This window comes from Maribacter polysiphoniae (genome assembly GCF_003148665.1).
In the GTDB taxonomy this organism is placed as follows: domain Bacteria; phylum Bacteroidota; class Bacteroidia; order Flavobacteriales; family Flavobacteriaceae; genus Maribacter_A; species Maribacter_A polysiphoniae.
Genome location: NZ_QGGQ01000012.1, coordinates 89,119 through 102,084 on the forward strand (window position 1 = coordinate 89,119; position 12,966 = coordinate 102,084).

Below are 12,966 nucleotides of genomic sequence, written 5' to 3' on the forward strand. Positions count from 1 at the left end.
CACAGATTTTATATTCCTATCATTAAAAATAACGTTTATTTTGTGTTTTAGATAAATGAAATATGGAATCGATCACAACTTCTTCTTACGCCGTACATTTTAACGGGAATGCTTTTTTACAATTAAAGGATTATCTTGGTAAGCACACCTATTCAAAGGTATTTGTCCTTGTGGACGAAAATACCAAAGAACATTGTTTACCCGTATTTGAAAAGACCTTGGCGAATGCATTTCCGTTTGATCTGATCGCGATTAAGGCAGGGGAAGTACATAAGAATATAGAGGCTTGTACCCATGTTTGGCAGGCGTTGTCAGCTTTGGATGCTGACCGAAAAAGCCTATTGATCAACCTTGGGGGCGGAGTTGTGACTGATTTGGGCGGCTTTGTTGCCTCAACCTACAAAAGAGGAATTGATTTTATTAATATACCTACCACCCTATTATCTATGGTAGATGCTTCCGTTGGAGGTAAAACCGGTGTTGATCTAGGGTCCTTGAAAAACCAGATTGGGGTGATCAACCAGCCAAAGATGGTTTTGGTATCCACTGTATTTTTGGAAACCCTAGAAGACCGGCAAATGCGAAGTGGCTTTGCTGAAATGTTGAAACATGGCCTAATTCAGGATGCTTCGTATTGGAAAGCATTGAAGTCACTCAGCAACCTTGATACCATAGGGGGAGATATATACACTTCAGTTTCCATAAAGAACAAAGTAGTTCTGGAGGATCCCACGGAACAGCATTTAAGGAAAATATTGAATTTTGGACATACTTTAGGTCACGCTGTTGAATCCTATTTTCTAGAAAACGATGATAAGGAAACCCTTTTACATGGAGAGGCCATAGCGGTAGGAATGGTGTTGGAAGCCTATCTTTCGAACAAATTGACAGGATTGCCCACGGAGGACCTGGAGGACATCAAAACCTCCTTTTTTAAATGGTACCCAAAAGTTGATTTCACATCCAGCGATATAACCGCCATTCTATCCATGTTGAAATTCGACAAGAAGAATTCGCACGGGAATATCAATTTTGTACTATTGGAATCCATCGGAAATCCGGTTATAGATGTGAAAATACCCAACGATTTGTATGAAGGGGCTTTTGCTTACTACAAAGTTTAGGGGCTTCATATACTAAAATCATTGATTTACAACTCTTTGATTCAATATGTTGGAATATTGGTTAGTTTGGATATATAAATAACTGATTTTTAGAATGATCAATTAAACCAAACTATCATGATCCGTAAACTAATCGATTACAAAAAATTAAATCATCATTTAGCCGCCAAACTTATTGAAACCTATCCCAATGGGTATGGTGACGATGATATCATCACTTTTAAGAATGTGCATGGTGAAATCATCGAAACTGTGGAACTAAGGACAGATGACACTGTTTATTTGGTAAAAATAAGTAAGAGTCTTGCCAATTTCATTTCGAACTTCGAGGAGAATATGGAACGAGGTTTGGAACCAAGGCAGCAACCTGAATTCGAAGACAGCTTGGATGGTAAGGAATTTGAACTGCAATCCGAGGATGATTTTAATGAGGAACTTTAAAATTTTACCCTAAATAGCTGTTTCGAATTACATTTCTGTGGTGTTTTTGGTGTCCACAGATAATAAAGCCCAATGCCGCGACACTCATTGGGGCATTGCTGGCCCTACCCATACAATGAAGCGCTTTTTTGTCCATAGAAAAGAAAAGTGCATTCGTTGATTGACGAATGGCCCTATACTCATCAATGATACTTTGCTTTGTTCGGTTCGCCGCATTGGAGTTGGGTACATATAAATCTTGGTCAAAACCCGGTAATGGTGTTTCGTCTCCCCGCATAAACCTCAATGCCCGATATTGGAAAACCCGTTCCGTATCCAAAATATGAACCAGAACCTCACTAATGGTCCATTTCCCCACATCATAAGCATAATTTAATTTTTCATCAGGAATGCTACTGATAAATTGAGGGAAATTATTTAGTTGTGAACCCAGGGTCTCGAACAATTCAACATTGCCCAAAACATCCAAATAGGTTTTGTAATAAGGATCGTATTCTGATGATTTCAATTCATTGATTCGCATAGGCCACAAGCTAAAAAATCCCAAAAACCATAGTCTTTGGGAGATGAATTATTGTATTATGAGGAAAATCACAATTCGTTGAAAATCGTATGCATCAAACGTTTTTTATCGTTGATACTTTCTTCCAAGGAAATCATGGTCTCAGTTCTGCTGATTCCTTCAATATCATCAATCTTAAAGATGATGTTCTTCGCATGATTGGTATCCTTAGCCCTTATTTTACAGAAAATATTGAATTTTCCAGTAGTAATATGGGCAACGGTTACATTTGGAATTTGCTCCAAGCGTTCCAATACAAATTTTGTTTGATGCGTTTTCTCCAAGAAAACACCTACATAGGCAATAAAGGCATACCCCAACTTTACATAGTCCAAAGTAAGGGAGGAACCACGGATGATTCCGGCTTCTTCCATTTTTTTGACACGTACATGTACCGTACCAGCAGATATCAATAATTTCTTGGCTATATCGGTGAAAGGGGTTCTTGTATTATCAATCAACATATCCAGAATCTGGTGGTCAATCTCGTCTAATTTAACTTTTGTCATGGTCATTTAATCTTTGGTGCAAAAATACGTAATTAAGAAATTAAACATAATAAAAGTTGTAATTTTTTAACAAAAATGTAATATAAGATTGTTTTTTGAATCTTATGTTCAAAATCAGGACTTTATGAGATTCCAAAAAGTTTGGGTTTTTAATGCCGATAGATCATTTTCTTGGCTGCAATCATACGTTTTATGTCCAAAATAATTTTGAAGATTCCCCGAATTTTCGATGTGGGGTATAAAAGCAATTTGCTCATTTTGAAGTGTTTCCTTAAAAAGTAACCCAATAGCGTCCCCGGACTTGTATTTCCCAGGATCGATAATATGTACATTTGATATCAGGATGTCATAAAATAATTTGTTGTTATCGGGAATACCAAAATACATTTCCTTCTGAAAGCCATTGAGGCTATCATCTGAAATCACCTCCAGGGCAGTAAGCAGTGCTATAAAAATATAGTTACGCGTATGCTCCCGTTCATAATCGTTGAAATAATGGCCCGCTTCGAATAAAATGGTAGGGATATCCAGCATTTGGAAGGTATCGCCCACGCAATTGGCATTAAAACCATCGTCATAGCGTCCAATTTGACCAGGTATCAAGTTTTGCAACACATTATTCATAGCAACAATCAAACGCATACTTTGTGCCCTTGAGGGGGAAATACTGCGTTCTTCATCAAAAGCCGGGGCCAAAAATGATACCGTAGCCGGTTTTGGGGTGTTCCCTACATTGAATATGGTACGTTGCCCGTGGAGATTGAAACAATAATCAGGCAGAAAATTCTCATAACACGTACGCAACACATTACTTTCTGGTTGGGTCCTTTCCTGGGCATCCCTGTTCAAATCAACCTTATTGGCATTGATACGGGTATAGGCTTTAGCCCCATCTGGATTAAGCATTGGAATAACCTTTATGGTACAGTTCCTTAAAATAGCTTTACAATCCTTCGGATTCGATTGAAACAAATTAAACAGGTCAAAAACGGCTTTGGTCGTGGTGGATTCATTGCCATGCATTTGTGACCACATCAATATTTTGGTCTTACCGGTTCCAAAAGTAACCGCATGAATGGGAGACTTATTTACGGAGTGACCAATAACCTTAACTTGAAAATTATCAGGAAGCCGATCAAGTATCGGTTTTATATGATCTAAGGTTATGTACCTGCCTTTTAAGTTATTTTCTTTTACTGAATTATAAGTGTCTTGGGAAATTACCATTTTCAATCTTTATTTCAACGCCGCTAAGGTAACATCATATTAAATTACAATTGTAATCATTGGGTTTACATATGTATATTCACGTGTTTACATTTGTATCATGCTTTATTTAGAATTGTAACCAAAGCCACAATGGATTATAATGAAATTGTATAAAATTAGTTTATAAAATTATATATCAGATTATTATCGCATTTCAATTAAAGTATATATTTAATCTATGTCTATTGAAATCCATTATATTCCCTCGTGATGGTGCATCTTTTTATTACCTTTGTATTCGAATAAATTACAATGGTAAACACTGGGGATTTTATAAAACGTTTGGAGGAAATTCTTCGCTATTACGACTTATCGGCTTCTTCTTTTGCGGATAAGATCAAGGTACAGCGGTCCAGTATTTCCCACTTACTTTCAGGAAGAAACAAGCCAAGTCTGGAGTTTGTGATGAAGGTCGTCAAGGCGATTCCTGAAGTGGACTTGTATTGGTTATTGGAAGGAAAGGGTAGTTTTCCTGCCTCAAAAAAAACTACTTCCAAAGCGCCCGAAGTGAAGCCTCTTGCCCCTGCTTTGGAAAATAAGGAAAAAAACATCCCAAAGGCCAAAGGGAAGAAATCCATAGATAAAATCGTTATTTTCTATAGTGATGGAAGTTTTACATGCTATGAGGGCTAATCCTAAATGGTAAATTGAATTTTATTTGGATACGGCATATGCTATGTGCTACTAAATTCTTTATTTTGTGTTTATGCTTAAAGAATTTATTGTTTCATTCGTTTTATTGTTACTTCTTACCTCATGTTATCAGCCACAAAGGGACTGTAAGGCGTTTAAGGACGGTAAATTCACTTTTACCACAGTTATAGGCGATAAGGAAGTAAGTACTACTTTTGTGCGTTCAAGGGCTCTGGAAATTGATTACTTTCAGGGAAAATCGGATAGTTCCTCAGTTCGTTGGATCAATGATTGTGAATATGTCGTAAAGAAGATGCATCCTAAGAACAAGGCCGAGGAAAAATCGGTTCATATGAAAATATTGAGCACTACCGATAATTCTTATACATTTGAATATAATATTGTAGGTGACCCTAAAAAATCCAGGGGAACAGCCATAAAAACCAACTAACCATGTTCGATATTTTAGCAAGTCCCGATGCCTGGGTGGCATTACTCACATTAACCTTTCTTGAGATTGTCTTAGGTATAGACAACATTATCTTCATATCCATTGCTGCTGGTAAATTAGAAAAAAAACAACGTAAGAAAGCGACTAACTTGGGATTGGTTCTGGCCATGGTCATGCGTATCCTATTGTTGTTCGGGATTTCGTTATTGACCAGTATGAAAAAGCCTTTTTGGGTTTTGGATGGTGAGTGGATATCAGGTGGGATCAGCGGGCAAGGGTTGATTCTGTTCGCAGGAGGGCTGTTTCTACTTTATAAAAGTACAAGTGAGATCCATGAGAAAATAGAGGATAAAGGCCATGACGAACGGGAAGTTACAAGTCACCGCTCTACGTCCTTGATGAATGCCATTATTCAAATTACGGTAATCAACATTGTTTTCTCCTTCGATTCTATTTTGACTGCCATAGGAATGACCAATGGCATCTCCCCAAACCCCAATGACGCCTTGATACTAATGGTCATTGCGGTGGTTATCTCCGTATTGATCATGATGTTGTTCGCCAATCCTGTGGGTGAATTTGTCAACAAACACCCTTCAATCCAAGTTTTGGGGCTCTCTTTTCTGATTCTAATCGGATTTATGCTGATTGCGGAATCGGCCCATTTGTCGCATTTAGTGGTCTTTGGCAATGAAGTTGGGGTTATACCAAAAGGATACCTCTATTTCTCCATTACATTTTCGCTAATGGTCGAATTCTTTAATATGCGAATGAAGAAAAACAAGAAACCTCCCCTAAAGGAGGTTGATGGGAAATAGAAAACCTCTTTCCCTTAATTAGGTCTTGTGTATGCGGCCTTGGGGTTTTGGTTCTTCTGTTGCTTAAAAAGCCTTTGTTGTTGTTTTACGGTTAATGTACTGCCGTCCGGACTCCAACCTGGAGGTCCGAAGATATACATTAAGGCATGGGAGAGTTTCTTTGACTTTTTTACATCGTTCCATATATCCTTGAATTCATGGGTAAGGATAACAACGGGATTGTACGATTGTGGTGCGTGGATAACCCCGTATTTGACGTCGATATTCTCGTCGTACTCTTTCCAGGTACCAAAAATCTTGTCAAAGATGTTCAGGAACCCACCATGGTTTTTATCTAAATACTCAACATTCTGGGCGTGATGCACCTGATGCATGGTATGTGTATTGAAGATTTTTTCCAAAAAGCCCAATTTAGGCACATATACGGTATGTAATTGAAACTGCCATAGTGCCTCGATACCCAAACAGACAACGACCATTTCAGGAGGGAAGCCTAAAGCCGGCATCCACATATAGAACAATGGTTTGTATAAAATGGTAAACCATCCGTTTCGCACGGCTGTTCCAAGATTGAAGTTGTCGGAGGAATGGTGTACAATGTGCGCAGCCCAAAGAATGCGTACTTCGTGATTGGCCCTATGAAACCAATAATATGTAAAATCATCGGCCAATTGACAGAGCAACCAAATATACCAAGCATAGCCAAATGAGGCATAGCCCATGATATTGGTTCGAACCCCATCAACTACGGGATTGAATAATTCATAGGTGAATTCGAATATGACAATAGCGGAAATCACTTTGATCAGTGGGGCGATGATTGCGGAGCCAACGCCCATAAAACCACTAGCGAACAAGTCTTTCCATTCATAGAGATCATCGTCTCCATGAGTCTTGCTATAGGCCAATTCCAATAAGATAAATGCTATAAAGCAGGGTACTCCGTATACCAGGGGGTTGGTAAAATCCATATTTTTTTAATTAATGCAAAGGTACTGTTTAATATTTCAGTCCTACAAGGCATGTTGTTATTCTTTATTATTCCTGAGAATTTCATTCTGCTCTTTCATGAGCTTCTCAAGATTCGCCAACAATTCAATGTTCTTAGGCGTTTTTTCTTCTTTATTGGTGGGGTCTTCCGCTTTGGTTCTAAAGCGGTTCATGAATTTAATAACTGCAAAGATAGTAAATGAAATTATCGCAAAATCAACAATTACCTCGATAAGTTCCCCATATCCTATCGCAACTTCAGTCACATCCCCAACGGCTTCGCGTAAGATATATTTTTTATCGGCCAAATGAACATCCTCGGTCATTAGGGATAAAGGAGGCATTATTACTTTTTTGACAAGAACACTGACTACTTTGTTAAAGGCTGTACCTATGATAATACCGATGGCCATATCCATCATATTTCCCTTAATCGCAAAATCCTTGAATTCTTGAATAAAATTCCTCATTGGGGTCAATATCTAAAATAAGGCGGTTTGTCCTTCGTCATCACTATCAGGATTCTCTTTCTGGCCATCTTCCGATTTTGGTTTCTTTTTGGTATCAACACTTACGTCCTCTTCGTCAACCACTTCTATTTCGCTGGTTTCTGGGGCTTCTGGTTCCTCATAGGGCAAAGATTCCAATAAATTGATATTCTTCACTTTGTCGGAAGTCAATTGATTACCTAAAGCTTTTATTCCTTTAATCGCTATAAAATCTTCTAAATCAACCGTTAAGTTTGGCTTATGGTCTTTACCTCTAGGCTTTGTGAACTCTATCTCGGCAACCGGGCGCCAATCTGTGGAGACCAATTCGAGATGTGATTTTGGATGCTCGGAAATGAACATGTCTTCCCGATTGGGATGTTCAATCAAAAATCGCTTCACATAGAACCGTTCTTTTTCCCCTTCCCAATAAATAGCGGATAGTGGTTTGTGGGGGTTCCATTTCTCAAGAATGATCATGTCGTCATCAAATCGGGAGGTCAAGGTTGGTAAAATTGTTTTGGCCACCCCTTTCTGGGTTACGATCAATAAGAGATCGTCGCCACGGAATTCCCCTAGCAGTTCTCCCCTACCATCTACATTCAAACGACGTACAACATCATCGAACCAAATTTTTCGAGGTTTGAGGGTGGACACCCCTTTTTCTTTTAGTTCAATTCGTTTTACAGTGTATTTCGTAACAATGTTTCCTTTAGACCCTCTTCCTTTAATGATGACATCCGCAAAATCGATATCCCATTTCAATTTTTTTATACTACCTACCTGTCGAAGGTTGATGGTGACCACCTCTGCCTCACCATTCGGATTGGCTGAAAAATATTGAACAAGGGAATTGGGTTTCCCTGGAGTGAGGTCGTACAGTCGATCTCGGGTAACACTGGTCACATTGAATCTCTTGATATAGGTAGGTCCGCTTTTACCGTCCCTATAAATCATATTATAGGTAGTACGCTTGTCTTTTTTCTTAAAGACCGCGACATGGATAATATTCTTGCCGATAAAGGTTTTGGTGTCAACCTTGGTCACCATGGCCTTACCATCTTTGGTAAAGACGATAATATCATCTATATCACTACAATCGGTCACATATTCATCACGACGTAGTGAAGTACCGACGAAACCTTCTTCCCGATTGACGTACAATTTCGTGTTTCGTATGACCACTTTGGTAGCCTCAATATCGTCGAATATCCGTATTTCCGATTTACGTTCGCGGCCTTTACCGTATTTGGTCTTTAAATTTTTGAAATAATCGATTGCAAATTCAATAAGGTTCTCCAAGTGATGTTTTACCTCGGCAATACTTTCCTCCAAATTATCCAAATACTGCTGGGCCTTATCAATATCGAATTTGGATATACGTTTGATTCGGATTTCGGTCAAACGAACAATATCTTCTTCGGTTACAGCTCTTTTCAGATGTTTGGTATGTGGTTTTAAGCCTTTATCGATGGCCTTGATCACCCCTTCCCAAGTTTCTTCCTCCTCAATATCGCGATATATCCTATTTTCTATAAAAATACGCTCCAATGAGGCAAAATGCCATTGCTCCTCGAGTTCCGACAGCTTGATTTCAAGTTCGGCCTTTAAGAGTTCCACGGTAAGATCCGTGGATTGTTTCAACATATCGGTCACCCCTATAAAAAGAGGCTTGTTGTCTTCAATGATACATCCCAAGGGTGAAATGGAAGACTCACAGGCCGTAAAGGCATACAGTGCATCTATGGTCTTGTCCGGGGAAATACCACTAGGCAAGTGCACTAGGATCTCAACTTCCGCTGCCGTGTTGTCCTCAATTTTTTTAATCTTGATCTTGCCTTTCTCGTTCGCTTTTAGAATGGAATCGATTAAGGAAGAAGTGTTGGTTCCGTATGGGATTTCATTAATGACCAAAGTATTCTTGTCCCTTTGGCTGATTTTGGCCCTTACCCGGATCTTACCGCCTCTCAAACCATCATTATAAGAGCTCACATCAATGATTCCCGCTGTAGGAAAATCAGGAAAAAGTGTAAATCGTTGCCCTTTTAGATGTTTTATGGAGGCATCTATCAGTTCAATGAAATTGTGGGGCAACACCTTGGTTGAAAGTCCGACCGCAATACCTTCTGCTCCCTGTGCCAATAATAAAGGAAACTTAACGGGTAGGTTTACCGGTTCTTTCTTACGGCCATCATAGGAGAGTTGCCATTCGGTGATCTTGGGGCTGAATACCACTTCCAGGGCAAACTTGGAGAGTCGCGCCTCAATGTATCGGGAAGCGGCCGCCCTATCCCCTGTCAAAATGTTACCCCAGTTACCTTGGGTATCGATCAACAGGTCTTTTTGACCAATCTGCACCATGGCATCCGCAATACTGGCATCTCCGTGGGGATGGTATTGCATGGTATGTCCCACCACATTGGCCACTTTATTGTACCGGCCATCATCAAGCTCCTTAAGGGCGTGGAGAATCCTGCGTTGTACGGGTTTAAAGCCATCTTCAATCGCTGGTACCGCACGCTCTAAAATAACATAGGAAGCGTAATCTAAAAACCAATCCTTGTACATGCCTGTAACCTTGGTCAATGCATGACCAGAGTCGTCAGTTCCTGTGTTGTCCTCGGTTGGTGAATTTTCGTTTTGTGCTTCGTTCAGCTCTTCATTCTCTTCCATAAAGAAAGATTCGGGTTATCTAGATTTATAATTGGTTTTCCTCTACTAAGTCAATTTCCACTTTAAGGTTTTTGATGATGAATTCCTGACGGTCTGGAGTGTTTTTGCCCATATAGAATTGCAATAGGTTTTCTATGGACATGGCTTTATCCAGCATCACAGGTTCCAACCGAATGTCCTCCCCAATGAAAAATTGGAATTCGTCCGGTGAAATTTCCCCCAAACCTTTAAAGCGTGTTATTTCCGGTTTACCGGTCAACTTGGTTATGGCATTTCTGCGCTCTTCCTCGCTGTAACAGTAAATAGTTTCTTTTTTGTTCCGCACCCTGAATAACGGGGTCTGTAAGATATAGAGATGGTTTTCCTTGATCAATTCCGGGAAAAACTGTAGAAAAAACGTTATCAATAGCAGCCGAATATGCATTCCGTCCACATCGGCATCCGTTGCAATCACAATATTGTTGTACCGCAGGTCTTCCATAGATTCCTCTATGTTCAAAGCGGCTTGCAATAAATTGAATTCCTCGTTCTCGTATACGATCTTTTTGGACATTCCATACGAATTCAAGGGCTTACCCCTTAAACTGAAGACTGCTTGGGTGTTCACATCACGTGACTTGGTGATGGAACCCGAGGCGGAATCCCCTTCGGTAATGAACAAGGTGCTGTCCAATCTACGGTCATTCTTCATATCCCCTAAATGCACCCGACAATCCCGTAATTTTTTATTGTGTAGGCTAGCCTTTTTCGCTCGATCCCGCGCTAATTTCCGTATGCCCGAAAGTTCTTTCCGCTCTTTTTCGGCCATCATGATCTTCCGTTGTAATTTTTCGGCGGTTTCCGGATTTTTATGCAAATAATTATCCAAATACTTTCCTACGAAATCATTGATATAGGTACGTACTGTTGGGAAATCACCCCCCATATCGGTAGATCCCAGTTTCGTCTTGGTCTGACTTTCGAATACGGGTTCCATTACCTTTATGGAAACGGCGGAAATAATGGATTTACGAATATCACTGGCGTCATAATTCTTTCCGTAAAAATCCCTTATGGTCTTTACCAATGCCTCGCGAAAGGCCGATTGGTGCGTTCCACCCTGGGTGGTGTGTTGACCGTTTACAAAGGAATGGTATTCCTCGCTGTATTGGGTCTTGCTATGGGTAATCGCCACTTCGATATCCTCCCCTTTTAAATGTATAATGGGGTATAAAAGATCTTCGGCATTATTGTTGTCTTCGAGCAGGTCTTTCAGTCCGTTTTCGGAATAGAATTTTTCCCCATTGAAAACTATGGTCAATCCTGGATTGAGATAAACATAGTTCTTGAGCATGCGTTCTACATACTCATTCCTGTATTTGTAATTCTTGAATATGGACTCATCAGGGATGAATGAAACCCGCGTTCCCTTTCTTTTGGAAGTATCAACAGGACCTTCCTCCAAGGTTAGGTTCCCTTGCTCAAATTGGGCCGTTTTCATTTGGTTGTCCCTTGACGACTGTACCTCGAAAAAACTGGAAAGTGCATTTACGGCTTTCGTACCTACACCGTTAAGTCCGACCGATTTTTTAAACGCTCGACTGTCGTACTTACCCCCTGTATTCATCTTGGAGACCACGTCGACGACTTTCCCCAAGGGAATGCCTCGTCCATAATCCCTAACACGAACCATCTTATCCTTTATGGTGATTTCGATAGTCTTACCTGCACCCATTACGAATTCATCGATACAGTTATCGAGGGTTTCCTTTAAAAGTATGTAAATGCCATCATCGGCCGAAGAGCCATCTCCCAGTTTTCCTATATACATACCTGGGCGTAAACGAATGTGCTCTTTCCAATCGAGTGATCGAATGTTATCTTCAGTATATTGGGACTCTGCCATAGTTCATCAGGGGTTTATCCCTGCTAATATAAAATTTCAAAGCAATTTTCAAAGCTTTTGGCTTAGAAAGTAATCTACAACGAAAATACCAATTTTGTTCATATAATTCAATCTATATGTTTCTAAATCTTCCCAGAAGTAGGGAATACCAAACGTCTTGTACAGTAAATGAACCCCTTAAAAGCATCGTGCCCTTAAGCTTTCTGTCTCGAAACCAGGGTAACGCCACCGATAACGATAAGCATTCCAATAATTTGAAGTACGGTAATGCGTTCATCCAAAAAGAAAAAAGCCAAAATGATCGTTGATACTGGTCCTAAACTCCCAAATAGGGAAAAGGTAGGAGCCCCTAACCGTTTTATGGCAGCAGAAACCAAAAAGGAAGGTATCAAAGTGGAGAAAATAGCCATGGCGATACCTAAATAATAAACCTCTTTGGGGTAAGTAGATAGCTGTAGCCCTTTGACCATCGAATAATGCAGTACAATACAAACCGTAGAGACGATCATGGCATATGAGGTGAATTGCATTACCCCAAATTTAGGAATCAGCCAACCGCTACCGACCAAATAGGAAGCGTAGGTCAAAGCGCTGAAAAATATCAGGATACCCCCTAAAATCACTGAACCGTCTTTCATGGGCTCTTCATTCCAAAAGGTGAGTATTACACCTAAATAGGTGATAATAATGGCAATAATCTGTATTTTGGAAATGCTTTTTCTAAAAATCAACCATGATAAAACAACCACCATTGTCGGATAGATAAAAAGAATGATACGCTCTAACCCCGCTTTTATATATTGAAGCCCCATAAAATCGAAAAGACTGGCCAAGTAATAACCAATAAATCCGAAAAACACCACCCACAAATAATCTTTGTAATTGATTTCTTTTGAATGTAATGGTTTTTTGGAGAAAGCGATAAGAAGGTAAAAGGGTAAGGCGAAAACCATACGAAACAGTAATAAGGTCAAATGGTCAACCTCATACGTATAGGCCACCTTGACCAATACGGCTTTTGCGGAAAATAATACGACACCAATTATGGCGAATACTATTCCACTATTAGCTGCAGCTGTTTTCTGGACCATACAGCCAACCTAGGATTTTTAAAATAATAAAT

At 39.7% G+C, this 12,966-nt stretch carries 13 protein-coding genes; 5 read left to right on the forward strand and 8 right to left on the reverse strand.

Features of this window, described 5'->3' with window-relative positions:
- The first annotated feature begins 62 nt into the window (after positions 1-62).
- Both aroB and LX92_RS18980 read left to right on the forward strand, forming a co-directional pair.
- Complete coding sequence (gene aroB / locus LX92_RS18975; protein ID WP_109653993.1) at positions 63-1,124, forward strand: 3-dehydroquinate synthase; 1,062 nt, start codon at positions 63-65, stop codon at positions 1,122-1,124.
- 117 nt (positions 1,125-1,241) lie between these two features.
- Positions 1,242-1,565, forward strand: a complete 324-nt coding sequence (locus LX92_RS18980; protein ID WP_109653995.1) for a hypothetical protein — start codon at positions 1,242-1,244, stop codon at positions 1,563-1,565.
- A 4-nt stretch (positions 1,566-1,569) separates the two neighbouring features.
- Here the strand turns inward: LX92_RS18980 and LX92_RS18985 are convergent, their stop codons facing one another.
- The 3 genes from LX92_RS18985 to LX92_RS18995 all read right to left on the reverse strand — a co-directional run bounded on the left by LX92_RS18985 (position 1,570) and on the right by LX92_RS18995 (position 3,863).
- Positions 1,570-2,088 (reverse strand): DinB family protein, encoded by a 519-nt coding sequence (locus tag LX92_RS18985; protein WP_109653997.1) that lies wholly within the window; start codon positions 2,086-2,088, stop codon positions 1,570-1,572.
- Positions 2,089-2,156: 68 nt separating this feature from the next.
- A complete protein-coding gene (locus LX92_RS18990; RefSeq protein WP_109654139.1) occupies positions 2,157-2,636 on the reverse strand; it encodes an Lrp/AsnC family transcriptional regulator in 480 nt (159 codons plus the stop codon).
- A gap of 114 nt (positions 2,637-2,750) precedes the next feature.
- Complete coding sequence (locus LX92_RS18995; RefSeq protein ID WP_109653999.1) at positions 2,751-3,863, reverse strand: M14 family metallopeptidase; 1,113 nt, start codon at positions 3,861-3,863, stop codon at positions 2,751-2,753.
- A 294-nt stretch (positions 3,864-4,157) separates the two neighbouring features.
- On the opposite strand from LX92_RS18995, the gene LX92_RS19000 reads away from it, so the two are divergent.
- From LX92_RS19000 to LX92_RS19010, 3 genes are all read left to right on the forward strand, one after another.
- Positions 4,158-4,538, forward strand: coding sequence for a helix-turn-helix domain-containing protein (locus LX92_RS19000; protein WP_109654001.1), 381 nt, complete (start codon positions 4,158-4,160; stop codon positions 4,536-4,538).
- Between the two features lie 73 nt (positions 4,539-4,611).
- Positions 4,612-4,989: a DNA topoisomerase IV gene (locus LX92_RS19005; protein ID WP_109654003.1), complete on the forward strand. Its 378-nt coding sequence runs from the start codon at positions 4,612-4,614 to the stop codon at positions 4,987-4,989.
- A 2-nt stretch (positions 4,990-4,991) separates the two neighbouring features.
- The gene (locus tag LX92_RS19010; protein WP_109654006.1) at positions 4,992-5,807 is read left to right on the forward strand and encodes a TerC family protein; all 816 of its coding nucleotides are present in this window, start codon (positions 4,992-4,994) and stop codon (positions 5,805-5,807) included.
- Positions 5,808-5,821: 14 nt separating this feature from the next.
- Here LX92_RS19010 and LX92_RS19015 read toward each other — a convergent pair whose 3' ends face one another.
- The 5 genes from LX92_RS19015 to LX92_RS19035 all read right to left on the reverse strand — a co-directional run bounded on the left by LX92_RS19015 (position 5,822) and on the right by LX92_RS19035 (position 12,934).
- Positions 5,822-6,778 (reverse strand): sterol desaturase family protein, encoded by a 957-nt coding sequence (locus LX92_RS19015; RefSeq protein WP_109654008.1) that lies wholly within the window; start codon positions 6,776-6,778, stop codon positions 5,822-5,824.
- 57 nt (positions 6,779-6,835) lie between these two features.
- On the reverse strand, positions 6,836-7,267 hold the full coding sequence (mscL, locus tag LX92_RS19020) for a large conductance mechanosensitive channel protein MscL (RefSeq protein ID WP_109654010.1): 432 nt from the start codon (positions 7,265-7,267) through the stop codon (positions 6,836-6,838).
- 12 nt (positions 7,268-7,279) lie between these two features.
- Positions 7,280-9,958 (reverse strand): DNA gyrase/topoisomerase IV subunit A, encoded by a 2,679-nt coding sequence (locus LX92_RS19025; protein WP_109654012.1) that lies wholly within the window; start codon positions 9,956-9,958, stop codon positions 7,280-7,282.
- A 25-nt stretch (positions 9,959-9,983) separates the two neighbouring features.
- On the reverse strand, positions 9,984-11,843 hold the full coding sequence (locus LX92_RS19030) for a DNA topoisomerase IV subunit B (protein WP_109654014.1): 1,860 nt from the start codon (positions 11,841-11,843) through the stop codon (positions 9,984-9,986).
- A 194-nt stretch (positions 11,844-12,037) separates the two neighbouring features.
- On the reverse strand, positions 12,038-12,934 hold the full coding sequence (locus LX92_RS19035; protein WP_109654016.1) for a DMT family transporter: 897 nt from the start codon (positions 12,932-12,934) through the stop codon (positions 12,038-12,040).
- Positions 12,935-12,966: the final 32 nt, after the last annotated feature.

Excerpts from the sequence above, each read along its gene's own strand:
- LX92_RS18990 (WP_109654139.1), bottom strand. The coding sequence starts at position 2,636 with ATGACAAAAGTTAAATTAGACGAGATTGACCACCAGATTCTGGATATG.
- LX92_RS19035 (WP_109654016.1), bottom strand. The coding sequence starts at position 12,934 with ATGGTCCAGAAAACAGCTGCAGCTAATAGTGGAATAGTATTCGCCATA.
- LX92_RS19030 (WP_109654014.1), bottom strand. The coding sequence starts at position 11,843 with ATGGCAGAGTCCCAATATACTGAAGATAACATTCGATCACTCGATTGG.
- LX92_RS19025 (WP_109654012.1), bottom strand. The coding sequence starts at position 9,958 with ATGGAAGAGAATGAAGAGCTGAACGAAGCACAAAACGAAAATTCACCA.
- LX92_RS19010 (WP_109654006.1), top strand. The coding sequence starts at position 4,992 with ATGTTCGATATTTTAGCAAGTCCCGATGCCTGGGTGGCATTACTCACA.
- LX92_RS19015 (WP_109654008.1), bottom strand. The coding sequence starts at position 6,778 with ATGGATTTTACCAACCCCCTGGTATACGGAGTACCCTGCTTTATAGCA.
- LX92_RS19005 (WP_109654003.1), top strand. The coding sequence starts at position 4,612 with ATGCTTAAAGAATTTATTGTTTCATTCGTTTTATTGTTACTTCTTACC.
- LX92_RS19000 (WP_109654001.1), top strand. The coding sequence starts at position 4,158 with ATGGTAAACACTGGGGATTTTATAAAACGTTTGGAGGAAATTCTTCGC.
- LX92_RS18985 (WP_109653997.1), bottom strand. The coding sequence starts at position 2,088 with ATGCGAATCAATGAATTGAAATCATCAGAATACGATCCTTATTACAAA.
- mscL (WP_109654010.1), bottom strand. The coding sequence starts at position 7,267 with ATGAGGAATTTTATTCAAGAATTCAAGGATTTTGCGATTAAGGGAAAT.
- LX92_RS18995 (WP_109653999.1), bottom strand. The coding sequence starts at position 3,863 with ATGGTAATTTCCCAAGACACTTATAATTCAGTAAAAGAAAATAACTTA.
- LX92_RS18980 (WP_109653995.1), top strand. The coding sequence starts at position 1,242 with ATGATCCGTAAACTAATCGATTACAAAAAATTAAATCATCATTTAGCC.
- aroB (WP_109653993.1), top strand. The coding sequence starts at position 63 with ATGGAATCGATCACAACTTCTTCTTACGCCGTACATTTTAACGGGAAT.